Source organism: Thermaerobacter litoralis (assembly GCF_054654595.1).
Map to the genome: position 1 here is coordinate 64,450 of NZ_BAAIES010000002.1, position 25,299 is coordinate 89,748.

General features: G+C 74.5%; 20 protein-coding genes. 3 read left to right on the top strand and 17 right to left on the bottom strand.

Annotated features, from left to right (window positions below):
• Positions 1–168 precede the first annotated feature (168 nt).
• The 5 genes from ACYQ02_RS00480 to ACYQ02_RS00500 form a co-directional block, all read right to left on the bottom strand.
• On the bottom strand, positions 169–852 hold the full coding sequence (locus ACYQ02_RS00480) for an ABC transporter ATP-binding protein (RefSeq protein ID WP_460038473.1): 684 nt from the start codon (positions 850–852) through the stop codon (positions 169–171).
• Between the two features lie 31 nt (positions 853–883).
• The gene (locus ACYQ02_RS00485; RefSeq protein ID WP_460038474.1) at positions 884–2,215 is read right to left on the bottom strand and encodes a hypothetical protein; all 1,332 of its coding nucleotides are present in this window, start codon (positions 2,213–2,215) and stop codon (positions 884–886) included.
• Complete coding sequence (locus ACYQ02_RS00490; protein ID WP_460038475.1) at positions 2,202–2,843, bottom strand: RNA polymerase sigma factor; 642 nt, start codon at positions 2,841–2,843, stop codon at positions 2,202–2,204. Before ACYQ02_RS00490 ends, ACYQ02_RS00485 begins: the two co-directional genes overlap by 14 nt.
• A 511-nt stretch (positions 2,844–3,354) precedes the next feature.
• Positions 3,355–3,825, bottom strand: a complete 471-nt coding sequence (locus ACYQ02_RS00495) for a DUF4260 family protein (RefSeq protein WP_460038476.1) — start codon at positions 3,823–3,825, stop codon at positions 3,355–3,357.
• A gap of 223 nt (positions 3,826–4,048) precedes the next feature.
• Positions 4,049–4,987: an ROK family protein gene (locus ACYQ02_RS00500; protein WP_460038477.1), complete on the bottom strand. Its 939-nt coding sequence runs from the start codon at positions 4,985–4,987 to the stop codon at positions 4,049–4,051.
• 398 nt (positions 4,988–5,385) lie between these two features.
• On the opposite strand from ACYQ02_RS00500, the gene ACYQ02_RS00505 reads away from it, so the two are divergent.
• Positions 5,386–6,360, top strand: a complete 975-nt coding sequence (locus ACYQ02_RS00505) for a lysylphosphatidylglycerol synthase transmembrane domain-containing protein (RefSeq protein ID WP_460038478.1) — start codon at positions 5,386–5,388, stop codon at positions 6,358–6,360.
• Positions 6,361–6,428: 68 nt separating this feature from the next.
• On the opposite strand, the gene ACYQ02_RS00510 is transcribed toward ACYQ02_RS00505, so the two are convergent.
• A complete protein-coding gene (locus ACYQ02_RS00510) occupies positions 6,429–6,827 on the bottom strand; it encodes an HIT family protein (RefSeq protein WP_006904337.1) in 399 nt (132 codons plus the stop codon).
• 188 nt (positions 6,828–7,015) lie between these two features.
• On the opposite strand from ACYQ02_RS00510, the gene ACYQ02_RS00515 reads away from it, so the two are divergent.
• Positions 7,016–7,579, top strand: a complete 564-nt coding sequence (locus ACYQ02_RS00515) for an MOSC domain-containing protein (RefSeq protein WP_460038479.1) — start codon at positions 7,016–7,018, stop codon at positions 7,577–7,579.
• A 200-nt stretch (positions 7,580–7,779) separates the two neighbouring features.
• On the opposite strand, the gene ACYQ02_RS00520 is transcribed toward ACYQ02_RS00515, so the two are convergent.
• The 3 genes from ACYQ02_RS00520 to ACYQ02_RS00530 are packed head-to-tail and all read right to left on the bottom strand — an operon-like array spanning position 7,780 to position 11,892.
• Positions 7,780–9,888: an MDR family MFS transporter gene (locus ACYQ02_RS00520; protein WP_460038480.1), complete on the bottom strand. Its 2,109-nt coding sequence runs from the start codon at positions 9,886–9,888 to the stop codon at positions 7,780–7,782.
• On the bottom strand, positions 9,842–10,375 hold the full coding sequence (locus ACYQ02_RS00525) for a MarR family winged helix-turn-helix transcriptional regulator (protein ID WP_460038481.1): 534 nt from the start codon (positions 10,373–10,375) through the stop codon (positions 9,842–9,844). The genes ACYQ02_RS00520 and ACYQ02_RS00525 overlap by 47 nt, the downstream gene beginning before the upstream one ends.
• Positions 10,376–10,422: 47 nt before the next feature.
• Positions 10,423–11,892 (bottom strand): 5-formyltetrahydrofolate cyclo-ligase, encoded by a 1,470-nt coding sequence (locus ACYQ02_RS00530; RefSeq protein WP_460038482.1) that lies wholly within the window; start codon positions 11,890–11,892, stop codon positions 10,423–10,425.
• A gap of 248 nt (positions 11,893–12,140) precedes the next feature.
• Here ACYQ02_RS00530 and ACYQ02_RS00535 point away from each other — a divergent pair, with 248 nt between their 5' ends.
• On the top strand, positions 12,141–14,150 hold the full coding sequence (locus ACYQ02_RS00535; RefSeq protein ID WP_460038483.1) for a sodium-translocating pyrophosphatase: 2,010 nt from the start codon (positions 12,141–12,143) through the stop codon (positions 14,148–14,150).
• Between the two features lie 129 nt (positions 14,151–14,279).
• On the opposite strand, the gene ACYQ02_RS00540 is transcribed toward ACYQ02_RS00535, so the two are convergent.
• From ACYQ02_RS00540 to ACYQ02_RS00575, 8 genes are all read right to left on the bottom strand, one after another.
• Complete coding sequence (locus ACYQ02_RS00540; RefSeq protein ID WP_460038484.1) at positions 14,280–15,347, bottom strand: GDP-mannose 4,6-dehydratase; 1,068 nt, start codon at positions 15,345–15,347, stop codon at positions 14,280–14,282.
• Positions 15,344–16,582, bottom strand: coding sequence for an ABC transporter ATP-binding protein (locus ACYQ02_RS00545; RefSeq protein WP_460038485.1), 1,239 nt, complete (start codon positions 16,580–16,582; stop codon positions 15,344–15,346). Before ACYQ02_RS00545 ends, ACYQ02_RS00540 begins: the two co-directional genes overlap by 4 nt.
• Positions 16,579–18,333, bottom strand: a complete 1,755-nt coding sequence (locus ACYQ02_RS00550) for an ABC transporter permease (RefSeq protein ID WP_460038486.1) — start codon at positions 18,331–18,333, stop codon at positions 16,579–16,581. The genes ACYQ02_RS00545 and ACYQ02_RS00550 overlap by 4 nt, the downstream gene beginning before the upstream one ends.
• A gap of 65 nt (positions 18,334–18,398) precedes the next feature.
• Positions 18,399–20,300, bottom strand: coding sequence for a hypothetical protein (locus ACYQ02_RS00555; RefSeq protein WP_460038487.1), 1,902 nt, complete (start codon positions 20,298–20,300; stop codon positions 18,399–18,401).
• Positions 20,301–20,493: 193 nt separating this feature from the next.
• Entirely contained in the window at positions 20,494–21,513 is a 1,020-nt protein-coding gene (locus ACYQ02_RS00560) for an iron ABC transporter substrate-binding protein (RefSeq protein WP_460038488.1), read from the bottom strand.
• Between the two features lie 62 nt (positions 21,514–21,575).
• Positions 21,576–22,280, bottom strand: coding sequence for a hypothetical protein (locus ACYQ02_RS00565; RefSeq protein ID WP_460038489.1), 705 nt, complete (start codon positions 22,278–22,280; stop codon positions 21,576–21,578).
• Positions 22,281–22,483: 203 nt separating this feature from the next.
• Entirely contained in the window at positions 22,484–23,461 is a 978-nt protein-coding gene (locus ACYQ02_RS00570; RefSeq protein ID WP_460038490.1) for a glycosyltransferase family 2 protein, read from the bottom strand.
• Positions 23,458–25,089, bottom strand: a complete 1,632-nt coding sequence (locus tag ACYQ02_RS00575) for an alkaline phosphatase family protein (protein WP_460038491.1) — start codon at positions 25,087–25,089, stop codon at positions 23,458–23,460. Before ACYQ02_RS00575 ends, ACYQ02_RS00570 begins: the two co-directional genes overlap by 4 nt.
• Positions 25,090–25,299: the final 210 nt, after the last annotated feature.

Here is a 25,299-nt window from a genome sequence, read left to right on the forward strand (position 1 = left end):
GAACCCGAACCCGGCGGCCCGGGCGGCCCCGTAGCCGATCACGGCACCGGGGCCGTTCAGCAGCAGGTCGTCGACGTCCCAGGAACCGCTCCCCAGGACGAACTCGGCCGCCTCCAGGAGGCAGGCTTTCCCTTGCGACCCCGGGCAGCTGGCTGCGTGCAGCCCCGCTCACCGCGCCGGCAGGACCAGGCACTGGTCCGCCAGGTCCACCAGCCGCCCCTCGCTGTCGACCACCACCGCCCACACCGGCCGCCCGCCGGCGGCCGCCGCCCGGTATTCCTCCAGGGCGGCCCGCAAAAGGGTCACGCCGTCATGGTCCAGGCCACGGGCGGGTTCGTCCAGGATCCAGAGGGCCGGGCGCGCCAGCAGGCTCTGGGCCAGCAACCAGCGGCGCCACTGGCCACCCGAAAGCTCCTCCAGGCGCTGGCGGGCCGCACCGTCCAGGCCCCACCGCCGGAGGGCCGCGGCCACCGCCTGCCGTGGCTCGGGCACGGCCCGCAGGGCGGCCAGGTAGGCCAGGGCGGCGGCCACCTTCATCCGCCGGGCCACGCGGCCTTCCTGGGGCACGTAGCCGGTGCATCCCCGGACCGCGGCCAGGGCGCCGGGCCCTGCCCCGGGGAAGGAGACCGGCTCCCCGCCGGGAGCCGGCCAGGGGTAGTGCACCTGCCCCCGGCGAGGAACGGCCAGCGTCGCCAGCACCCGGAGCAACAGCGACTTGCCCGCCCCCGGCGGCCCCGTGACCAGCACCACCCCGGGAGCCAACACCGTGTCCGGGACCGCCACGGGCTGCCGGCCCGGCAGGACCAGCCCCTCCCACGCCAGGCGCTGCACCCCGGCCAGGGTCAGGGGCACGGGATCCATCCCCCCACGCCAGGAGCCCCATTCATGCGGCGACCTCCCCGGCACCCGCCTGCTTGGCCAGTCCCCACCCCAGCAGGGTCGCCAGAAGGAGCATGGCGACCTGCACGGCCACCGCCGGCACGGGGCCCGCGGCCAGCGGGTTCCAGGGACCAAGCCAGTGCCCCCCCAGGGTCACGGCCGTCCAAAGCCCGGCGGAGGCCAACATCGCGCCCAGGGTGCCCGCGCGCATGTGCCACCACAGGGCCCACGCCGCCGCCAGCCAGAGGGGCGCCAGCCGGGCCAGGATCACCCCCAACGTCCCGCCGGGGCTCCCGCCCGGCACACCGGCCGCCGCCCCCGCGGCCGACCACGCCAGCACGGTGTCTGGAGCGGGACCCCCGGGCGGCAGGCCCATGAACGCCTGCACCGCGGCCGGCTGGATCCACCCCGTCACCAGGATGAACAGGGTCGCCAGCAGGCCCGCCACGCCGGCCCGGGCCAGCAGCCGGCTGGCCGCAGGGAACGGCGACAGGGTCTCCAGATCGGCCCATAGCCGCTGCCGCCGGGGCCAGACGGCCGCCAGCGCCACCAGGGTGCCCAGCCACGGCGCCACCAGGGCGAGGCTGTCGGCGGAGAGCAGGATGAGGCGCCAGCCGTCCAGCACCGGCCGGCTTGCGGGACCCAGGGCTCCCGCCCCATCCCCTGCCGCACGGAGCGCCGGGGTCCAGTCCGGCATGAGCCCCCGGGCCGTCTCCACCGCCACCAGGTGCAGCAGCAGGCCGCCGGCCATCAAAAGCAGTTGCAGGGCGAGAAACGGCAGGGGAAAGCAGCGGGCTTCCGCGGCCAGAAGCCTCAGCAGCTGCACCATACGAGGCCGCACCGTACCGGCCGGGATCAGGGCGTCCCGGTCCAGGGGCCCGCCGCCGGCCCGGGCCGGGACCGGGCCGGCGGGCAGCGCGGCAACGGGCTCGGGTTCCTCCTGCCCGCCCGCCGTCGCCAGCAAGGCCCGGGTCACCCGGGGCACCAGGTCCTGGGGAACGGGTCCGGGCTCGGCCCGCAGGGCTGCGAAGTCCGCCCACAGGGCCTTCACCTCCGCCGGGGAGAGGGGATCGTCCCCCTCCCGGCGGGCCCCTTCCGCCGCTTCCTGCCAGAGCATCTCCCAGGCCTGCGCCGCGCCCTGGGGAGCCGCCGTGGCCCGCGGGAGACGGGGGTCAGCAGAGCCTGCGGCCGGACGGTGGTGCGGTGCCCCGGCAGGGACTCCGGCGGCCGGGTTGGGCGCCGCAGCCCGTTCTTCCCCAGCGGGTGCGGGCGGGTTCGCCGCCGGGGGCTCCCGCCGCTCGCCCTTGCGGCGAGCCGCCGCGTCAGGGCTCGCCATCGCGCGTCACCTCCCCCTGGCCCGCCGGTTCCGGCTCCCGGTCCAGCTCTTCAAGCGCCTGGCGCAGGCTCTTCAGCGCCCGGTGCAGGCGGGACTTGACGGTCCCTTCGGCCACGCCGAGAATGGCCGCCACCTCGGCCACCGGCCGTTCCTCCAGGATCCGCAGGACCACCACCTGCCGCCAGGGTTCCGGCAGGGTGCCAAGGGCCGCCCGCAGCCTCTCGGCCCGGGCCGCGTGGCCGGCACGCCAGGCCACCACCTCCGCCGGATCGCAGCCGGGGCCGTCCACGGCGGCCCCGTCAGGGGAAGATCCGGCGTGCCATGGCGGCGGTCCCTCGGGCAGGGCGGCCGCCAGGGCCACCCGCTGGCGGTACGCGCTGCGGGCGTCGTCCCGCAGCCGGTTGGTCAGGATGGTGTAGAGCCAGGGGCCCAGGCGGCCGGGAATGCGGCCGGCGCGGAAGCTGCCCAGCGCCCGCACCAGGGTGTCCTGCACCAGGTCCTGGGCGGCTTCGGGATCCGCTCCCAGCCGGAGGGCATAGCGGTACAGGCGGGGTGCCCAGTGCTCGGCCAGCCGCTGCAGGGCGGCCGGATCGCCCGCCCGCAGGCCGGCCTCCCAGGAGGCATCCACCTCCGGCTCGCGGAAAGGCGTCCGGGAGGGGGAACCCGCGCCGGCAAGAGCCCCGGCGTCTCGGATCCCAGGGTCCAAGGTCACCCCCATGACGGCCCGTCCGGGAAGCCCGCCCGCCCGTGCGGCGGGGGCTTGGAGCCGGCCGCCATCCCCTTCCCCGGCCCCCAGCCCTGCCCCACCGGCCGGGCCGGTGCCGGCCGCGTCCCTGCGGTCCCGGGCCGGTTGCCGCGCGGGGCGCGGTGGCTCCCCGTGGCGCAGCCGCCATGGGATCTCCGCTGCATACCCGCCGCCTTCCAACGGTCCGCTCCTCCTCCCTCAGCGAGGGCCGCTCCATCCCCCGCCCAGAAGACGAACCACCCCGTGCCGGGTTCCCGCCGGGAGACCGGCCGGAGTGGCCAGGGAGGGCCGCTTGAGGGCCTCCGCACCATCTACGGGAGCATGCGGAAGCGCCTGCGGGAGCGCCCCGACCCCCCGGGGGTGCACCCCGTCCCCGGGGCCGCCCCCGGCTAGGTTACCAGCGCGGCCGGAGGGGCGCCTCTTCCAGCTGCAGGTGGGTCGACCGCAGGTAGGGGTACAGCTTCAGCCCCCGGCCCAGGGCCCGGTTCAGCCCGATGTAGGCCAGCCAGCCCAGCAGGGGCAGGTAGACCCGGCCCGCCAGCCACCACCCCCCAAGGCCCAGGAGCAGCGGCAGCACCGTGCTGTGGACGGCGTTGTACAGGAGGAACCAGCGGCGCGGGACCAGCGGTTCGGGCGCCTGGCCCGCCGGGCGCCGGCGGCCGCGGGCTCCCTGGGCCGGGGCGGGGCCCTGCACCCCATCCCGCTCCAGGCGCCGTGCCGCCCTGCGGAAGGGAATCCCTCCGATCAGCCCGGGCAGGGCGAAGAACACAGCAAAGGTCGCCCAGCCGCCGCCGGCGGCCGCATAGGCCGCCACCGCCGCCACGGCCAGCAGCAACCCCTCCAGCCGCAGCCACCACTGGGCCACGGTTTCCCCCTCCCCTCCGCCACCCTCGTACAAGCCGCAACCGGCTCCGGAAGGCCAGGCCGCGGGCCGGACCGTCCGCGGGGCGGGCGGCCGGCAAAGCCGCGGGCCCCCCCCCCGCAGGCGCCGCTCCGGGCTTGCTTCAGCCGGCGCGTCATTCGGCCGGCCAGCGGACGTCCAGGCGGCACCCTGCGGATGCGGACCACGGGCCGCCGGTGCAGGGCGGTCAGCGCCGGGGCGCCGGTTCGTCCAGCAGGTCCCAGGCCAGCAGTGCCGCCCCCACCAGTCCCGCGTCCTTGCCCAGGGCCGCGGGTACCAGGGTAACCGCCGCCAGGTTGGCCGGCAGGGCCCGGCGGCGCATCTCGGCCTCCATGGTCGGCGCCAGCAACGGGTAGCGGGCCATCACCCCGCCCCCCAGCACCAGGCGGTCGGGGTTGAACAGGTTGACCGCGCTGGCCAGCCCGATCCCCAGCAGCCGGGCGTATTCCTCCGCCACCGCCCGGGCCCGCTCGTCCCCCGCAGCCACCGCGTCCAGCAGGTCGCGGGCGGTCCAGCGGCCGCCCGGCCGGCCCGGCGGGGGGCCGAGGCGCTCGGTGGCGAGACGCCCCAGGGCGGGCCCGGCGGCCACGGCCTCCCAGCAGCCCCGGTTGCCGCAGCCGCACGACGGCCCGTCGGGGTCGACGGTGGTATGGCCGATCTCCACCCCGTTGCCGTTGACGCCGCTGAACAGCCGCCCGCCGATCACCAGGCCGCCGCCGATGCCCGTGCCGACGGTGACGTACACCATGACCTCCGCCCCGCGGCCGGCACCCAGCCGGGCTTCGGCTAGGGCCGCGGCGTTGGCGTCGTTGTTGACGGCCACGGGCAAGCCGAGGCGTGCGGCCAGCTGGTCCCGCAGGGCGAACCCGTTCCACCCGGGCAGGTTGGGCGTGCCCGCGAACCGGCCTTCGGGCAGCACCAGGGGACCGGGCGCGCCCACCCCCACCGCCTGCGGCCGGCGGCCGGCCTCTTCCGCCAGGTCCCGGACGGCTGCAGCGATGCGGTCCATGGCCGCCGCGGGGCCGGAGGGCGCGTCGGTGGGGAGCGTCCGGCTGGCCAGCACCCTGCCCTGGCGGTCGACCAGGCCGGCCGCGATCTTGGTGCCCCCCAGGTCGATCCCCGCCACCACGGGCTCCTCGCCCGGCCGGGCGGGGGGCGGGGAGGCTGCGGGGGCCGCGCCGTCCTGGGCGGGCCGGGCGGCGCCCCTGGGGACGCCGGCGGGCCAGGCGCCACCCCTGTCGTTGCCGGCGGTGCCGGCGGCACCGACACCGGCACCGCCCCGCGCGTGCGCTCCCGAGGCGGCACCGCCCCGCGCGTCCGATCCAGAACGGTAAATGTAAATATGGAACGTTCCCGTCATCGATCGCGCCTCGCAAACCGGATGGGATCACGCACCCCGATGGGTTCCGCCCTAGAGTTCACCGGGTGGCGCCGGCGGTCCTCTTGGAACCCGTAGCCTCCCGGTCCCTCTGGCGCCCGCCCGTTCCCCTGGCACCCCGTCATCCGTAGTACAATGCGGTTGTCATGACCCCCATGCGCGTTCCCGCCCTCCGCTCCACCGCCCGGCCCGGGCCCGCCGCCCGCTACGGGCTCCTGGCCCTGCGCTTGGCCTTGCTGGCCGGGCTGGTGGCCGTGGCGGCGCGGGTGATACGGCCCGCCGACCTGGCCACGCTGGGCCGGTTCCTCCGGGACGAACCGGCCCCGGCCCTGGCAGCCGTGGCCGCGTACGCCGCCGCCTTTGCCCTGCGGGCCTGGGCATGGCAGGTGCTCCTGCCGCCGGGGGGCCGCCGGCCGCCCTTCTTGCTGCTCTGGCGCCTCACCCTGGCGGCCAACCTGGTCAACCACCTGGCGCCGGGCAAGCTGGGTGAAGTCGCCCGCATCGCCCTGGCGGCGCGAGCCGGCCTGCCCCGGGCGGAAGCCCTGGTGTCGGTGGTGCAGGCGCGGGCCGTGGACACGGCCGCCTTGCTGGCGGTGGCGGCCGCCGCCCTGTTCCTGTCGCCCGCCCAGGCGGCCGCCGTGCCGGCGGTGGCCCTGGGTCTCGCCGTCCCCGTGGGGCTGGCGGCGGGAGCCCGCCTGGCACCGCGCCTGGCCCGGCGCTGGCCCCGCCTGGCACCGGTGGCCGGCGCCCTGGCCGCCGTCTCCGGGCGCCGGCTGGCCCTGGCGTGGCTGCTCTCGGCCCTCAGCTGGCCCCTGGAGGCGGGGATCCTGGTGGTGGTGGCCCGGGGGCTTGGCGCGCCCCTGGACCCGGCCGCCGCCCTCACCGCCACCCTGGTGGCGGTGGCCGGCCAGGTCCTGGCCATCACCCCGGGCGGCCTGGGCACCTACGAAGCGAACATGACCCTGGCGCTCCAGCTCTACGCGGTGAAACCCGCCGCCGCCTTCCGCATCGCCCTGGCCACCCACCTGGCCAAGTACCTCTTCGCCTTCGCCGCCGGGCTGGAGCCCGCCTGGCGGCTGGCGGGAGGCCCGATACGCCTGCTGGGCCGGTTGCGGGAGTGACGGGACAGGGACGCAAACTCGAGATACGTTTTGCGGATTCGTGAATGCGTCCTTGCGTGAGGACTTCGTCAATGCGGCCCGGTGTGATGCCGCCGGTTATCCTCGCTCTTCAGCCAGTACCGGATTCCCTTGCCGGCCAGGGGCTCGTCCCGAAAGCGCGGGATCACATGCAGGTGAGCATGCATGATGTGCTGCCCGGCGGTGGGACCGCAATTCCACCCAAGGTTGTACCCATCGGGACGGCATTGCTCGTCGAGCAGCCGCTTCACGTCCTGTAGCAACGAAAAAGTGGCCGCCCACTCCTCCTCGGTCAAGTCCAAGACCGTCTCCCGGTGCTGCTTCGGGACGATCACGCCAGACCCGATCAGAACCTTTTGCGGCTTTTGCAGGAAGAGACAATGCTCGTTCTGCAGCACGACCCGTTGTTCCGGGTCAATGGCCAGGTGACAAAACGGGCACCGTTCCACGCAGATCCTCCTCGTCCCCGCCGCTTCGTCTTCGTCGCCCAATGACCGCCGTCGCCGGCGTCGCCGCCGCGGGTTGAGGCTGCTGGGCAGGAGTGGTACAAGTACAGGCATCAACGGACAGCGCCTTGACCGGCGCCCTACCGCCCATAACGCCATTCTAACATGCCCTCCGGATGGGAGGAAACACCGTGGCCGTCGTGCTGACCACCCGCGTTGAGGCCGTACTAGGAGCCTGGGATGCCGGAACCTTCGTGACACAGCGGGTTGAGGCGGTGGAAGTGGATTTCGGCGGCATCCCCGGCGACCGCCACCACGGCCTCACCCGCCCGGCGGGCAGCCGGGAGCCCATGTACCCGCGGGGCACCCCCATCCGCAACCGGCGCCAGCTCAGCGCCGTGTCGGTGGAGGAGTGCGCCGCCATCGCCACCGGCCTCGGGCTCGATGCGGTCCTGCCCGAATGGCTGGGCGCCAACCTGCTGCTGGAGGGCCTGCCGGAGCTGACCCGCCTGCCGGCGGGGGCCCGGCTGCTCTTTCCCGGCGGCGCCGGGCTGGTCTGCGAGGGCGAGAACCGCCCCTGCCGCCGTCCGGGCGAGGTGCTGGCGGCGCTGCACCCCCTGCACCCCGAGCGGGAGGCTTTGCCCGTGCGGTTCGTCCAGGTGGCGCGGGGGCGGCGGGGTATCGTCCTCTCCGTGGAGCGGCCGGGCCGCATCGCCCAGGGCGACCGGGTGCGCATCTGGCTGCCGCGAAGCTAGAGCCTCGTCGCGGTGGTGGCACCGGCAACCCGCCGCCGGCGAGACGCCCGCCGCCGGCTCCTGGGACGGTCACCGGCTCAGTCCCGGCGCTCCGCCCCGTCGCTGCCGGGCCGGAGCCGCCGCAGCTTGACCTCACGCCACCGAGCCTCAGCGCAACCTGGCCCCCGGCCGCCGGGGAGCAACCTTCCCGCTCCGGCCCGTCACTGCCGAGCCGGCGCCGGCACCGCCTCCGCCTGGGCGTAGCTTCGCTTCAGCTCCTCATCCGGCAGGAAGAACAGGCAGAAGAGCCCCATCACCGCCATGGCCGCCGTGTAGAGGTACACCTGGCGCAGGGCCTCGGTGACGGCCTGGTTGAAGGCGTTGCGGAAGGTGGCCACCGCCTGGTCCACCTGCTGCTCCATGGCCCGGCGGATCTGGGCGATGGCCTGTTCTTCCGCCTGGGCTGCCATGGCGTCCACCCGGCCGTCCAGCGCCTGCTCCGCTGCCGCCAGGGCCGCCTGGCGCACCGCCGGCTCGGCCGGCGGGTGCTCCACCAGCTGGCGCAGGGAAGCGGGCAGCGCCGGGTTGGCCAGCAGGGCCTGCCGGGCCTGCTCGTCCCCCTGGAGAGCCGCCGCCAGGGCCGCCTTGAGGCCCGCCACCTGCTGGCGCACCTGGGCGCGCACGCCGCCCTCGGGCAGCTTTTCCTTGAGCGCCGCGGGCACCCGCGGGTCGGCCTGCAGCCGCGCGTAGGCCTGTTCGTCCCCGCGCAGCGCCTTCTCCACGTCGGCCAGCACCGCCTCGAACCCCTGGCGCACCCGGGCCGCCAGGTCCGTCCCGCCCGCCATGCCCTCGGCGGGCATCTGGACGGCCTGGGTCGCCGCCTGGTAGGCTGGCGGCAGGTGCCGGATCATCCCGTCGTGAAGGGCGCCGCTGAGCACCGTGCCGAGCAAGGCCACGGCCACCGTGGACCCCACCTGGCGGAAGAACTGGGTCGCGCTGCTGGCGGTGCCGAGGCGCTCCCTGGAGACGCTGTTCTGCACGGCCATGCCGTAGAGGGGCATGGACGGGCCGAAGACGAAGCCCAGGAGGACCATCAGCACCAGCACCTGCCAGAGGGGCGTGTCGACCCGCAGCACCTCGTGGAAGACCAGGAACAGCGCCACCGAGCCCACGGAACTCACCAGCAGCATGGGCTTGTAGCGCCCGTACCGGGTGGCCAGTTGGCCTGCCAGCAGGCTGCCGGCCATGGTGCCGAAGGTCAGGGGCGTCAGGGCCAGGCCCGAGTTGGAGGCCGAAAAACCCTTGACCTGCACCAGGTAGAGGGGCAGGAACATCACGCTGCCCAGGAAGGTGCCGCCGAAGAAGAGCAGGGCCAGCACCGACCAGCGGAAGGTGGGGTTGGCGAACAGGGTCAGGTCGAACAGCGGCTGCGGGCTGCGCCGCTCGACGGCGATGAACAGGCCCAGCCCCACCGCCGCCAGGGCCAGGAGCCCCACAATGACCGGCGAGCTCCACGGATAGGTCGAACCGCCCCAGGCACAGGCCAGGATCAGCGGCACCGTCCACAGGCCCATGGTCACCGCGCCCGGCAGGTCGAAGGCCGACCGCCGCACGGGCGGCAAGAGCGGCATGTGCCGCAGCAGGAAGTAGAGGGCCACGATGCCGACGGGCATGTTGACGTAGAACACCCACCGCCAGTTGAGGTGGTCGGTGAGCAGGCCGCCCACCCACGGCCCGACCACGCTGGAGAGGCCGAAGACGGCGGCGAACACGCCCTGCACGCGCCCCCGCTCCCGGGGCGGGTAGAGCAGGCCGATGGTGGTGATGGAGGTGGCGAACAGGCCGCCGCCGCCGATGCCCTGGAAGGCCCGGAAGGCGATCAGGGCATCCATGCTGGGCGAGAGGCCGCACAGGGCCGAGCCGGCCAGGAACAGGCTGGCCGCGGTGGTGAAGACCCACTTGCCCGGCAACAGCTCGTTGAGCCGCCCGAAGACCGGCAGGGCGACCACCGTGGCCAGCAGATAGGCCGTGGCCACCCAGGCGTAGCGGTCCAGGCCGTGGAGCTCTTCGACGACCCGGGGCATGGCCGTGGCGACGATGGTCTGGTCCAGGGCACCCAGGAACATGCACAGCATGACGCCGATCATGGCCAGGCGCCGCTCGCCGGGGCGCGGCCCGGCGGCCGGCGCGGCACCGGCCGCCTCCGCCGCCCTGGTCACCTCAGTAGCCCCGGCCGCCGTCTTGGCGGTCCCGGCGCCCCCCGCCGCGGCCCCGGCCGCCGGCTCACCGGCCTGGGCGGCCGGCGTCACCAGCTTCTTCCGCTCCTTCACGGGACACCGCTCCTTCGCGTTCCGTACCGTCGTGTTCCGCCCCGTCCCGAAGGTCCCGGGGCGGTTCTCCGGGAGGATCGGGGAGATCTCCATGCAGGCGGGCCAGCAGCCGGGCCAGTTGCTCCCGCTCCGGGGGTGTCAGGGCCTCCAGGCGCCCCTCCATGGCCGCCTCCAGGCAGCTGCGGGCCGCCCGCAGCGCCTCCAGCCCGGAGGGGGTCAGGGCCAGCCGGTGGCGGCGCAGGTCGTCCGGATCGACCTGGCGGGTCACCCACCCCTCCGCCTCCAGCCGCCGCAGGATGTGGCTGACGGTGGGCGCCGGCAGCCCCAGGGCCGCCGCCACCCCCGACGGGGTGCCGCAACGGCGCACCATGGCCAGGGCGAAGGGAGCCATGCGGAAGAGGCCGTGCCGCTCCAGACACGGCGAGGCCTCCCGCAGGACCACCTGCTGCAGGCGCCAGATGTGCTGGAGGATCTCCCAACCGTTCATAATCGGGATCGTAGGCGGGCCCGAGGTCATTGTCAAGTGAAATAATTTCAGGATGAAACAAGCCCGTGGTCGATCAGCGATCGGGCCTCCCGGAACAGGCGGAGCCGCTCGGCGTAGGGCACCGTGCTGCGGCTGGACGGGTTCGGAGCGGCGAATTCCCTCACCCCCGGCACCGTCTGGCGGGCCTGCAGGCCCCAGCCGACCCGGGCCGTGCGCGGCAGGCCCGCGTAGGCGCGGTAGACCTGCTTGCCCAGCAGGATGACCAGCCGCGGCCGGTACCGGGCGATCTTCGCCCGCAGGGCGGCGCCGCCGGCGGCCAGTTCGTCCCAGGTCAGGTCCGCCTCGCCCCGGGTGGCCCGGGGCACCACGTTGGTCACGCCCAGGCCCCAGCGGGGCAGCAGCCCGTCCTCCTCGGGCCGCAGGGCCCGCGGGACGAAACCGGCCTCGTGCAGCAGCCGCCAGAAGTGGTTGTTGGGCCCCGCGAAGTGATGGCCGGCCGTGGCGCTGGCCCGGCCCGGGTTGAGCCCGACGAACACGGCCCGCAGGCCGGGGGCCAGGACGTCGGGCACCCCCATCCGCTCCCAGCGCAGGGCCCGCAGCTCGCGCAGCACCGGCATGGCCTCCAGATCCTCCGGCGTCACCGCCTCCCAGCGGATCCCCTGGGGCTTGGGATAGGGGGTGCGGGTCGCGATCACCTCGTCCGGCGTGACGATCACGTCCACCGAGAGGTCGTGGGGCTCGACGGGCAGCCGCTCGACGATCTGCAGGGGGTGCACGGTGGTCACCACCGGCAGTTCGGGGTGGCCGAGCTCCCGCAAAAGGCCGTACTCGTAGTCGGCGTAGCCCTCCCCCTTCCCCGCCCGAGCCCCGTCCCGGGTCACGGCCACGGCGCCGGCCACCACCAGGTCGATGGGCGCCGCCTCGGGGGCCAGCTCGTCCAGGGTGACGAACCGGCCGTATTCGGCGGCCTTGCTGAGCTGGGCCGCCCGGCGCTCCTCGCCGCTGGGCACGTCCTCGGGGCGCAAGCGCAGGAAGGCGCCGCGCAGGCGCGGCGTGGGCATGTAGACGGTCTTCCCGTCGGCCAGGGCCATGGCCCGGACCGGCAGCTGGGGCGTGTCGGGGTTGACCTTGAGGGCGCGGGCGCGCCGGTAGAGGTCCAGTTCCCGCAGGCGGGCGGCGGCCCGCTCGGCCCCCCGGAAGTTGGGGATGCGGCCCTCGATGGGGAAGGGGAAGCGGGCCGCGCCGGCCTCCCGCAGCCGCCGGTAGACCAGGCGGCGGGCGGCTTCCTTGGACGAACCGGTCTCCCCGGCGCCGGAGGGCGCCGGGGCCGGTGCGGGCGGCTCGGGGTCGCGCAGCCCTCCCGCCGGTTCGTCGGGGGTCGACTCCGCGGCGGGTTGCGGCCCGGCCTCTCGGCGGGATCCGACATCCTTCGGGCCCTGGGATGGGGCGTCCATGCCTTGGGAAGGGGCGTCCATGCCTTGGGAAGGGGCTTCGCCGGCCTGGGTCCCCCGCTCCACCGCCCGCCCTCCTTCCCCACGGGCGCGCCGCTGGCGCGCCGGCTTGCTCCCTGTCCCGTTCGCGGCACCGGCCGTCCCTTCCGCGGCCGCGGCCCGCATGGGGCCGCCCGCGCCGGCACAGACTGCCGGAGGCCACTTTTCATGCAAGGACTGGTCCGGTTCCTCCAACACTTTTATCATGTTCATCGGACCGTCAGCATTTGTCGGGAGAAGAAAGGAGGGACCCGCCTCGCAGCGGGGCAACGCCCATGAATAGCTACCTTTGGATCCCGCTGGCCGGGAGCCTGCTGTCGCTCCTCACCGGACTCTTCTTTGCCACCCGCATCACCCGGCTGCCGGTGGAGAACCCGGCGGTGGCCGACATCGGCGGGCACATCCAGGCCGGCGCCACGGCGTACTTGAATCGCCAGTACCGGACCCTGGCCCTGGTGGCCCTGGTCCTCTTCGTGGTGCTGGCCGTGGCGCCTGGGCTCGGCCTCACCACCGCCATCTGGTTCGTCGTCGGCGCGGTGCTGTCGGCGGCGGCCGGTTACATCGGGATGAACGTGGCGGTGCGCGCCAACATGCGCACGGCCATGGCGGCCCGCAAGGGCCTGGCGGCTGCCTTCCGCGTCGCGGTCCAGGGCGGCGCCGTCACGGGCCTGATGGTGGTGGGCCTGGGCCTGCTGGGCGTGACGGCCCTGGTGTGGCTGACGGGCGCCGAGAACAACTCGGCCCTGGTGGGCTTCGGCTTCGGCGCCAGCCTGATCTCCGTCTTCGCCCGCCTGGGCGGCGGCATCTACACCAAGGCCGCCGACGTCGGCGCTGACCTGGTGGGCAAGGTGGAGGCCGGCATCCCGGAGGACGACCCGCGCAACCCCGCGGTCATCGCCGACAACGTGGGCGACAACGTGGGCGATGACGCCGGCATGGCGGCGGACCTTTTCGAGACCTACGCCGTGACGGCGGTGGCCGCCATCCTGCTGGGCCTGCTGACCCCCCAGTTCGCCGGCGACGCCCGGTTCGTCTACTTCCCGCTGCTGGTCGGCGCCGTGGGCATCGTCAGCTCCATCGTCGGCGTGCTGGCCACGCCGCCGGCGCGGCCCGGGGGCATCATGCGGGCCCTGTACCAGGGCGCCCTGGCCAGCGGCCTGATCGGCACGGTGGGCTTCTTCGCCGTCACCCGGTGGCTGGGGCTCGACATGAGCCTGTTCTACGCCTCGCTGATCGGCCTGGGCGTCACCGTGGCGATGATCATCATCACCGAGTACTACACCTCGGCCAACTACCGGCCGGTGCAGAACATCGCCCATGCGTCCCAGACCGGCCACGCCACCAACATCATCGCCGGCCTGGCCGTGGGCATGCGCTCGACGGCGGTCCCCGCCCTGGTGATCGCCGTGGCGATCCTGCTGGCCTACAACCTGGCCGGGCTCTACGGCGTGGCCATCGCCGCCATGGCGATGCTGTCCCTGACCGGCATCATCGTCACCATGGACGCCTACGGGCCCATCACCGACAACGCCGGCGGCCTGGCGGAGATGGCCGACCTGGAGGACTCGGTGCGCGAGGTCACCGACCAGCTGGACGCCGTGGGCAACACCACGAAGGCGGTGACCAAGGGCTACGCCATCGGTTCGGCGGGACTGGCGGCCCTGGTCCTCTTCGCTTCCTACGTGGAGGAGCTGGGCAAGGCCGGCGCCCAGGCCCTGACCTTCGACCTGGGCGACCCCTACGTGCTGGCGGGCCTTCTCATCGGCGGCGTGCTGCCCTTCCTGTTCGCCTCCATGAGCATGGAGGCCGTGGGCCGGGCGGCCTTCGACGTGGTGGAGGAGGTCCGGCGCCAGTTCCGGGAGATCCCCGGCATCATGGAACGCAAGGCCAAGCCCGACTACAGCCGCGCCGTGGACATCGTCACCCGGGCGGCGCTGCGCGAGATGGTGCTGCCCGGGCTGATCCCCGTGCTGGGCCCCATCGTGGTGGGCCTGGCCCTGGGGCCCAAGGCCCTGGGCGGCCTGATCGTCGGCTCCATCGTGACGGGGCTGTTCATCGCCATCCAGATGACCAACGGCGGCGGCTCGTGGGACAACGCCAAGAAGTACATCGAGATGGGCCACTACGGCGGCAAGGGCACGGAAGCCCATGCGGCCGCGGTCACGGGCGACACCGTGGGCGACCCGTACAAGGACACGGCGGGTCCGGCCATCAACCCGATGATCAAGATCATCAACATCGTGGCCCTCTTGATCGCGCCCATCGTGGCGTCCCTCTGGCTCTGATCCAACGGGTGCGCAGAACGGCCGCGGGGCAGGACGTCGCCCGTCCTGCCCCGCGGCCCTTTTCACCGGCTGTACTGCGTGAACCGCATCGGTCTTCGACCTGCTCGGCCCGCCCGCGGGCGGCGGCCGTCATCCGCCGCCGCCCGACTCCCGGCCCTCCAGGCCCCGGGGCCGGCGCCGCCGGCCCCAGCCCCGCCCCAGCCCCGGGCTGGTGCGGCCGGCCGGCAGGTTCCACCGCACCCAGGCCACGTAGCGGGCCAGGCCCTGTTCCAGCGACACCCGTGGCGCGTAGCCCAGACGCTCCTGGGCCCGGCGGATGTCGGCCCAGGTGGCCGGCGCATCGCCGGGCGCCGGCGGCTGCAGGTCCAGGGCGATGGGCCGGTGGAGCACCCGCCCCAGGGCGGCGATCAGTTCCTGCAAGGTCACGGGCCGGCCGCTGCCCAGGTTGTAGACCTGGTACCCGGCTTCGGCAGGCTCCTGGAGGGCCGCCCAGGTGCCGCGCACCACGTCGCCCACCTCGGTGTAGTCCCGCCGGCTGCGGATATCGCCGAAGACGGGGATCGGCTGGCCCGCCAGGGCCCGGGCGGTGAACCGGGCGATGGCCATGTCGGGCCGCTGCCGGGGCCCGTACACGGTGAAGAACCGCAGGCACGTCACGCCGATGCCCAGCAGCCGCTGGTAGGTCAGGGCGTACTGCTCGGCCGCCGCCTTGGAGGCGGCGTAGGGCGACAGGGGCGCCGGCGGCAGATCCTCCCGCCAGGGGCCGGGCTGGGCGCCGTACACCGACGACGACGAGGCCACCACGACCCGCTGGACGGGGCCGCCGTAGCGCCGGATCGCCTCGAACAGGGCCACGGTGCCGCCGACGTTGGCCTCCAGGTACCGCCGCGGCTCGGCCAGCGACGGGCGGACTCCCGGCAGGGCCGCCAGGTGGGCGACGTGGGTGAACCGGTGGCGGGCGAAGAGGCGGTCCAGAAGCTCGCCGTTACGCACGTCCCCCCGGACGAACCGGAACGCCCCGGCCGCCCGGCTGGCCCGCAGCCGGACCAGCTCCAGGTTGGCCTGTTTGAGGGCCGGGTCGTAGTTGGCGGCCAGGCTGTCCAGGATCACCACGTAGGCCCCCTGCAGCAGGGCCAGCTCGGCCAGGTGGGAGCCGATGAAGCCGGCGCCGCCGGTGATGAGAAGCCGCATGCTCATGGCCGCTCCCCCCGTGGCCGCCCCCCGGCCAACCCTGCCGCGACGGGCGCTGCCGGCCGCCCTGCCCGTGGCCGCGGCGTCCCCTCGGGCGCGCCGGCTTCGGGAGCAGGCGCTCCGGCGGCGGCCGGCTCTCGGGAGGGGGCCGGTTCGTCCGCCGCGGGGAACCAGTGCAGGGGATGGCCGGGGTCCACGGTCACCCGCACCCGCGTACCTACGGGATAGTCGTGGACGTGGACCAGCTCGCTGCCCACCACGGTGCCGCTGTCCAGGCGCACCCGGTACTGGTAGTAGCCGTCCTTGCGCTCGCGGCCGGCGATGACCCCGGTGGCGCCGGTGGCACCCGACCCGCCGGAGCCCGCCGGACCCGCGGCGCCCAGAGGTTGCAGCGTGACGTCGTCTGGGCGGATCAGCACCCGCACCCGCGCGCCGGGGGCGAGGCCGACCCCCTGGCGGAAGAACCCCAGCTCGGTGGCGATGCCGCCGGGCTCGACCCGGCCCTCCAGCAGGGTGGCGGGCCCCATGAACTCGGCGACGAAGGGCGTCCGGGGCGTGTAGTAGATCGCCTCGGGCGTCCCCACCTGCTCGATCCGGCCCCGGTGCATCACGGCGACCCGGTCGCCCAGGTTCAGGGCTTCCCGCCGGTCGTGGGTGACCAGGATGGCCGTGCTGCCGGTGCGGCGCAGGATGTCCCGCACCTCTTCCCGCACCTGCCGGCGCAGGTCGGCGTCCAGGTTGGAAAAGGGCTCATCCAGGAGGAGGATGGCCGGTCGCGGGGCCAGGGCCCGGGCCAGGGCGACCCGCTGCTGCTGCCCGCCCGAGAGCTCGTGGGGGTAGCGGTCCTCCAGGCCCTCTAAGCGCACCAGTTCGACCATCTCCCGCACCCGGCGCCAGCGTTCCGGCCCCCGGGGCAGGCCGAAGGCGATGTTCTCCACCACCGTCAGATGGGGGAAGAGGGCGTACTCCTGGAAGACCAGGCCGACGCGGCGCGCCTCGGGAGGAACGGGCCGCCCGGCGCCGGCCACCGTCCGCCCGGCCAGCTCGATGCGGCCGGCATCGGGGGTCTCGAAGCCCGCGATCAGGCGCAGGGTCGTCGTCTTGCCGCACCCGCTGGGCCCCACCAGGACCAGGACCTCGCCCCGGTCCACGTCCAGGTCCAGGCCGGCCACCGCCTCGGTGGCGCCGAAGCGCTTGACCAGCCCGCGGCAGCGGATGACCGGCGTCGAGGTGTCCTTCACGCCTCCCACTCCCCCTCGCGGCGGAGGATCAGCATCACGGAGGCGGCCGAGGCCGCCACCAGCAGCAGCGACTTGACCGCCGCCTGGCCGAAGAAGGCCTCGGAGATGGAGTTCCAGACCGAGGTGGCCAGGGTGCTGAATCCCGCCGGGCTCAAGATCAGGGTCAAGGGCAATTCCTTCAACGTCACCAGGAAGACCATGCCCGCCCCGGCCAGAAGCCCCGGGCGCACCAGGGGCAAGGTCACCTCGCGCAGGACCTGCCAGGGCCGGCGGCCCAGGGTGCGGGCGACCTCCTCCAGCTTGGGGTCCACCTGCAGCCAGGAGGCCCGCAGGGGGCCCAGGGCCGTGGGCAGGAAGACGATCCCGTAAGCGGCCACCAGCAGGGCCACCGTCTGGTACAGGGGCCCGAGGAAGCGGACCCCGAAGAAGACCATGGCCAGGGCGATGACGATGCCCGGGATGGCGAAGCCCACGTAGCTGGCCCGCTCCACCACCCCGCTCCAGAAGCCCGGGTAGCGCGCTCCCAGGATGGCCACCGGCAGGGCGGCGGCCACCGTGCCGGCGGCGGCCAGGGCGGCCACCCCGAGGGAGTTGAGGGTGGCCGGGCCCAGGAGTTCCCACCAGCTGCCCTCCAGGGCGCCGCGCACGGCCCAGTAGGCCAGCACCCCCAGGGGGATGCCGAGGGCCAGCAGGACCACGGCCCCGCAGAAGACCAGGGCCGGCCCGCGCCACGGGCCCAGGGGCACCGGCGCCGGCGGCCGCGGCGTCCCCGGCGTGTCCCGGTGATAGCGCCAGCGCTCCCGCAGCAGCGCGTCGAGGCCCAGGATGCCCAGGGCGGCGGCCACCAGCACCAGGGCCAGCCCCCCCGCGGTGGCGCGGTCGAAGGCCGCCTGGTACTGGACGTAGATGGCCCAGGTGAAGGTCTCGTAGCGCAGGGTCGCCACGGCGCCGAACTCGGCCAGGGTGTACAGGGCCACCAGCCGCGCTCCCGACAGGATGGCCGGCCGCAACTGGGGCAGGATGACGGTCCAGAAGGTGGCCGCCCGCCCACGCCCCAGGCTGAGGGCCGCCTCCTCCAGGGCCGGATCGAGCCGGGCCAGGGCCGCCCGCACCGGCAAAAGGATGTACGGATAGGTGAACAAGGTCATGACCAGGTAGGCGCCCCAGAACCCGTGCAGGTCGGGCAGCCGCTGGACACCCAGGGGGACCAGGAGCCGTTGCAGCAGGCCGTGGGGCCCCGCAGCAACCACGTACAGGAAGCTGCCCACGTAACTGGGGATCGCCAGGGGCAGCACCGTGGCCACGGACCAGAACCGCCGGCCGGGCAGGTCCGTCCGCACCACGAGCCAGGCCAGGGGCACCGCCAGCCCGATCCCGGTGGCGGTGACGGCGGCCACCAGCCCCAGGGACCGGGCCGCGGTGGCCCAGGTGGACGGCCGCAGCAAGAGCTCCGCCACCCGGTCCCAGGCGCCCGCCGTGCGGATGAACAGGTACGCCACCGGCAGCACCATGGTCAGCGCCACCAGGGCGGCGGGCACGACGAGCCACCAGGGCGGCCGCGGCCCAACGGAAGGCCGCCGCCCCTCGAGGAGGCGCCAGGGACGCCGGGCATCCCGGACGGGGATGCCGGGTCGGCGCGGGCCAGACGTTTCGCCCCGGGGACCGGGCCGGCGGGGTTCCACCGCCGCCCCGTCGCCGGCGGGACACCGGGCCGGTTCCTCGAGCCAGGCCGTCGACCGGGCCTCTGCCACCAGGGGTCGCCTCCTCGGCTTCACTTTAGCACGGGCGGAGGATGAATTGATAGAAATTCTCTATTTCAGAACTTCGTCACGCCCTTCGCCTTCCGAAGGCCCTTCGCCACCTGCGCCACCCCCGCGCCCGTCCCGCGGCCCTTCACCGGGCCGCGGAGGCCGCCCGGGGGCGCGCCCGCCGCGACCCCGCCCGCCGCACCCACCGCACCCGCGGTCCCCGCCGTGCCGGCCGCGCCCGCGGCGCCCGCCTCGCCCGCTGCGCCCGCGGAACCCGCCGTAGCCGCCACCCCGACCGCGCCGCCCGCGGCGCCCGCCTCGCCCCCGTCGCCCGCTGCGCCCGCGGGACCCGCGGCACCCGCCATCCCGGCCGCGGCCCCCGCCCGCCGCGCCGGGGACCAGGGTTCAGGCCCGCTGGAGGCGCCCAGTTCCCGCCTGCCGAGGCGCCAGCCCCACCCGCCCAGGAGCGCCAGCACCGCCAGCCAGAGGCCCGTCAGGACGGTGGTGGGGAGGGTCCAGGCCCGGTAGTCCGGGAAGACCCGGCCCAGGGCCTGGAAACAGCCCACGGGCATGGCAAAGGGGTCGACGGCCACCGTCACCTGCCCCAGCCCCACCGACCGCACCAGGGCCGCCGTCACGGCCAGCGACCCGAGCGCCAGGGGGACGAAGGCAGCCCGCGCCCGCCGCCCGCCCCGCTCGAGCACCAGGGCCAGCCCCAGGACGTACAGCGGCAGCACCGTCATCACCGTGCGGCCCGGGAACCACCAGCCCATCATCGTGATGGCGACGAACACCGCCATCAGGTGCTGGATCAGGATGAGGACCAGGGCCAGCCGGGGCGTGCCGCGGCGGCGGGCCATGACCACCAAACCCGGCAGGGCCAGGAGCAGCACCGGGGCCCACCGCACCAGGCCGAAGCGCCGGTCCACGAACAGCCCCCACAGGCGGTAGAACCGGTTGGCCAGGTCGGTCACGTGGGCCTGCAGCACCTCCGGGGTCGACGCCCCGGCCCAGACCACATTGACCGAATAGGGCGTCAGGGCCCCGAAGACCAGCAGGTGGAAGGCCACGTAGGGCACGGCCAGGGCGACGCCGGCCAGGGCCAGGGTCCAGCGCCCGCGCCGGCCGAGCCGCCAGAAGGCGACGGCCGCCACCGGCAAGGCCAGGGGCGCGTACTTGATGCCAAGCCACATCAGAACGGCCAGGAGCAGGGCAACGGCCAGGCCCCAGGCCACCTCCCCCCGCCCCCCGCTGGCCGGCGCTGCTGCCGGCCGGCCAGCCCCCGCGCCCGCCGGTCCGTCCGGTCCCGGCTCCGGGGAGGCCGATTCACCCCGCCCCGCCCCCGCCGGTTCCTCCGGTCCCGCGGGGGCCGGTTGCCCCCGTCCGGCCGCCGCCGGTTCGTCCGCTGGCGTGGCCGCTCGGCGGCCTGGTGCCGCCGGCTGGGCCCGCTCCAGCAGGAGCAGGAGGCCCACCAGGACCAGGGCCGCCGGGACCTCGGGGTAGATCTCCGTGGCGTAGACGAAGGGCGTGGCGCTCAAGGCCACCGCCAGGGTGGCCCAGGCGCTCCAGCGCGCCTCCCCCGTCACCCGGGCCACCCAGACGTACACCAGGGTGAAGGTCAGGGCGGCCAGAAGCTGCAGCTCCAGCTGCGCCCCGCGGAGCCCGCCCAGGGCGAAGCCCGGGATGAGGAGGACCGACAGCCCCGGGTTGTGGGGGCTGAGGATGCGGCCGTCGGGGGTGGGCACCGACTGCATCCACAGCCCGTCGGGGTGGTCGAAGAAGGCCCGGTAGGAGTGGCGGCGGTACTGCTGCCGCAGGTCCAGGTCGCCGTCCTCCAGCAGGCTCTGGGTGGTCAGCAGGTAGAAGGGCTCGTCGCCGGTGATGGCCGCCCCCCGGCTGGCCCGCAGGCCCGCCGACAGCCCGTACACCACCGCCAGCAGGACGAACAGCAGCACGGCCCGCCGGGCCATCCCGGCCACCTCCTCCCCCGGGGCGCTTCCGTGGGGTGCTCCGTGGGCGCTGGCTTTGGTTCCTTCCTCGAGGTGCGTCGCCGGGGCGCATCGGGGCGCATCCTGAGCCAAGCCCTGGTGCGGGCGGCCCCGGCCCTTCCCCGGAGACGCCGGGCTCTCCCCGCGCCCACCGGGCGGGCAACGCCGCAGCCCTTTACGGCAGGACCCCGGTCTCCCGCAGCAGGTTGACGGTCTCGCGCAACTGGCCCAGGTCGCTCTGGTCGATGGCCGGCGGGTCCAGCTCCTCCATGGGCGGGACCCCTTCCGGCAGGGGGATGCCGGCGATCATCGGGTACTCCTTGGTCTCCTGGGTGAAGTAGCGCTGGGCCTCCTCGCTCAGCAGGAAGCGGACGAACCGCTCGGCCGCCTCGCGGTTGTCGGTGGCCTTCAGGATCGCCGCCCCGGTCACGTCGATCACCGCCCCGGGGTCACCGTTCTTCAGGAAGTAGTTGCGGGCGGCGAAGTCGGGGCCCAGCTCCTCCATGAGGCGCGGCACGTAGTAGTGGTTGGCGACCCCGATGTCGATCTCGCCGTCGGCCACGGCCCGGACGATGCTGATCAGGTTGGGGTACTCCTTGGGCTCGTTGGCCTTCATGCCCTCCAGCCACTGGCGGGCCGCCTCCTCGCCCTTCGTCAGGCGGATGGCGGTCACCAGGATCTGCCACTCGCCGTGGGTGGGGGCCCAGCCGAAGCGCCCCTTCCACTTGGGGTCGGTCAGGTCGAGGACCGAATCGGGCAGGTCGCGCTCGGGGTCGATCTTGTTCTTGTTGTAGACGATCACCTTGGACCGGCCCGAGACGCCGACCCACTGGCCGTCGGGCGAGCGGAACCGGGGGTCGACCTTCTCCAGCACGTCCTGGGGCAGCTCCACCAGCAGGCCGGCCTCCCGCAGGGGCCCCCAGCCGCCGGCGTCGGACAGGTACAGGACGTCGGCCGCGCTGCGGTCGCCCTCTTCCAGGATCGTGTTGACCAGCTCCGCCGTGCTGCCGTAACGGACCTTGATGTCGATGCCCGTCTCCCGGGCGAACTGCTCCAGCAGCGGGTGGACCAGGCTCTGGGTCCGGCTGGAGTAGACCACCAGCTCCTTCGTCTCCCCGCCGCCCAGGGACCCGCACCCCGACAGGACGAACGCGGCCAGCGCCAGCAGGGCCGCCGGCGCCAGGACCCGTCGCATCGCGGCTCGCAAGCACCTCATCCCCTTCGTGACCACGGGATCTCGCCCGCCACCGGGCGGCCTCACGGCGTCACGGTCAGCTCGGCCACCATGCCCTCTTCGAAGTGGCTGACGGCGTGCTCGCCCTCGCCCTCCACGATGTTGCAGATCAGGAGGTAGCGGCCGGGCTCGAGGTCGAACACCCCGGAAGCCTGGCTGCCCGCGGCAAAGGCCTCCACCTCACCGACGAACTCCACCTGGTCTTCGGGCACCCGGCCCTCCACCACGGGGAGCTCCTCGGGCTCGGCGTCGGAGCGGATGATCACCAGCTCGTGGGGATGCACGGGGCCCGCGTTGGTCACCAGGAAGTAGACCTGGCCGGCCTTGACCTGGGCCGGTTCGACCTCGATGGCCCACTCCTTCAGGGTGACGTCGACCTGGCTCGCCCCGGCAGGCTTGGGCTCCACGTGGCCCGCCTCGGCGCCGGCGTGGGCATGGCTCCCGGTGGCGCTGCCGCTGTGGGTGCCCGAGCCGCTGCCGCTGTGGGTCCCGGAAGCGCTGCCGCTGTGGGTGCCCGAGGCGCTGCCGCTATGGGTGCCCGTCCCCGACACCGACGGGGTCGAGCTCTCGGGGTCGACCGACACGCTGCCCGGCCGGTCCTCCCCGCGCCCGCATGCGGCCAGGGCCAGCACCGCCAGCACGAGGACCGCCGCCAGGGCGATCCGCCGTCCCCACCCTCGCCCGGCGCGGGGGCGCCGGGAGTGTCCTGCCTGGATCCCTCCGACCATCCTGCAACCCTCCCTTTTCGGCCGGTTCCTCCCGGCCCGTTTCGGGGCCGTCCTTCGGCCCTCTCTGGGACCCTCTCTGGGAACCGGTCCTACCGGCCCCTGGGGGGCCGGTTCGTCCGGCCTGGGTTGTCGCTGGCCAACGGTTGACCAAGGCGCCTCAGGCGGCGAGCTCCGACGCCGCCGCGGCGCGATCGCTGAAAACGCTAGCCCGCATAACCCCTCCCGGCCGCCGTCGCCGGCCCGGGGGCCCGGCCGCCGGACGGAGGCCTGGTGCGCGGCCCCTCTGCGACCACCGGAGCCCGAGCCGCCCGGGCCCCGACCGCCCGTCCCCGGGACGGGGCCGCCTGCACCGCCACCCGGCGGGATCCCGCAGGCGGACCCTCCGCCCTCCCCTCCACCGGCAGCCGCAGCTCCCGCACCATGGCGGGCAGCACCCGGCGGGCGTAGTCCCGGAAGCGGATGAAGGATTGGCCCGTCCGGCGGAACCGGTAGGCGATGGGCACCTCCGCCAGCCGGAAGCCCTGGCGCAGGATGTTCAGCGTCATGACCTGGGCGTAGTTGTAGTCGTGGACGATCCGGCAGCGGCGGAGGACCGGGCGGCTGAAGGCCCGGAGGCCCGTCTGGCCGTCGCTGATCCACCGGCGCAGGATCAGCGCCTGCAGCAGGGTGAAGGCATGGTTCCCCAGCCGCCGGTACCAGCGCATGCCCTCGATGCGGCCGCGAAAGCGGGAGCCCAGCACGTAGTCCGCCCGGCCGGCGGCGATGGGCGCCAGCACATCGGGGATGGCCTCCGGCGGGTACTCGCCGTCGGCATCGATCATCACGGCGGCGTCGGCCCCCAGGCGGTAGGCCAGGCGCAAGCCCTGGCGCACGGTGTAGCCCAGGCCCCGGTTGCGGGGGTGCCGGACCACCAGATCGGCGCCGGCGGCCCGGGCCACCTGGGCGGTGCCGTCGGTGGAGCCGTCGTCCAAGACCAGCACCAGGGTGCGCCAGCCCGGCCAGGCGGGCCGCGGGATGCGGCGGAGGACGTCGCCGATGGCCTCGGCCTCGTTCAGGGCCGGCAGGAAGACGACCACCAGCGGCGCTTGCGACCCCTGTCCCCCGGCCCCGGGTCCGGGACGAACCGGCCCGCCGCCTCCCGGTCCGCCTCCCGTCCGGACCGCCGCCGGCGACCGCCTCACCGCCGCCCCCTCCCCGCGGCAGCCCGGGGCCGCAGGCCGGTCCCGTGGCCGCGGCGGGCCGCCGGCCGGGCCGCTGCCGGTTCGTCCCCGGCGCTGGCGGCTGCCCCGGCGGTGTGGAAGTAGCGGTCCAGGTCGCCGGTCAGGTCGGGCGCACCGGGCTGCAGGGCCTCTTCCAGGACGGGCCCCCGGGCGCGGCGGGGCAAGGGCAGGCCCAACAGGTGCATCAGGGTGCCGGCCACCGACACGATGCTGTGGTGGCGGTCGACCCGCCGGCCGCGGGCCACGTTGGCCCCGGCCAGGAAGAAGGGCACCCAGCGCTCGCCCTCGCCCAGGTGGCCGTGGCCGCCGATGCCGTCGCCCTGGCCGTGGTCGGCGCAGATCAGGAAGGTGGCGTCGCGGGTGTAGCCGTGGCGGTGCATCCAGGCGAAGAAGGCCTCGATGTGGGCGTCGGCCTCGCGGATGCGCTGGAGGTACTCCGGGTAGTGGACCCCGCGGGCGTGGCCCGTCTGGTCGGTGGCGATGAGCTGCACGATCAGGAGGTCCGGGTCGTCCCGCTGGAGGATCTCCCGGGCCGCGGCCATGATGTTGCCGTCCACCTCGTCCCCGTTCTGCACGCTGGTGATGGCCCGCACGTCCCCGCCGAAGGCGTCGATCAGGTGGGCGATGCCCAGGAGCACGCCCCGGCGCCCGTGGCGCGCCAGCACGTCGAAGACGCTCTCGACCCGCACCCCCAGCCGCAGCACCAGGTTGCTGGTGATGCCGTGCTCCCGGGGGTAGGTGCCGGTGAACATGGAGCTGAAGCAGACCACGGTCCGGGCAGGATAGACCGTCTCCATCCGGTCGAACCGGGTCCCCCGGGCCGCCAGCCAGTCCAGGAAGGGGGTCTCGGCCCGCTCCAGCTTGTCCTTGCGGCACCCGTCGATGACGATGACCACCACCCGCTGCGACGGCTGCGGCAGCGGCGGGGGGGCCGGGGCGTAGCTGGGGTATTCGGCCGGCCGCCAGTTGAAGCCCAGCCGGTGGACCACCGCCCCGTAGGCCGCCACCGCCAGGGCGAAGAGGAACACGGGTAGAAGGTCCTCCACGGGACCCGCCGCGGCGGCGGAGGCGGTGGCCGGGTTTGCCAGCAGGTGGTGCCACACCGCCAGGGTGAGGAAGGACTTGGGCAACTGCTCCTGGGCGTTGCCGCTGGTGGAATCGGCGTTCTTCAGGACCAGCTTCCAGAAGCGGAGGAAGTTCCACAGGGTCGTGCCGGTGCGCAGGTGGTAGTAGATCGTTCCCCAGACGATGACGGTGAAGAAGAAGTACAGCCCGGCCGACAGGACCACCGCGGCGGCCGGCGGCCAGCCGAAGAACAGGCCGAAAGCCAGCAGCGGCGGCCAGAGGAACCAGCGGAGGTGCAGGGGGAAGTCCCAGCGGATGTAGGCCAGCACCAGGGGCAGGCTGGCCAGCAGGGCCAAAGCCAGACCCGTCCCGCCCCCCGCCAGGGCGCCCCGGCGCCAGGCCGGGTCGGCCGCCACCAGAACCGCCAGCAGGCCCAGGTTGAAGATCGGGTAGAAGCTCTTGCCCTCGTTGAGCAGGTTCCAGCCGCGGGCTGCGATGACCTCAAAGGCCGATGCCGCTTTCACGGGCACGCCTCCACTCCGGTCGCGTTGCGCAGGAGGTTGGTTTGTTGATAATGAGTGTCAATAATGGTGACCCGCGGCCAAGTATAACGGCCGCCGCCCGGGGCGTCAAGACGAGCGGGGCCGGATTCCAGGGCAAAGCAAGCAAAGCAAAACCAGGCGGGGCCGGGACGCCGCAGCGTCCCGGCCCCGCCTGTGGTCTCCGGGCTCCCT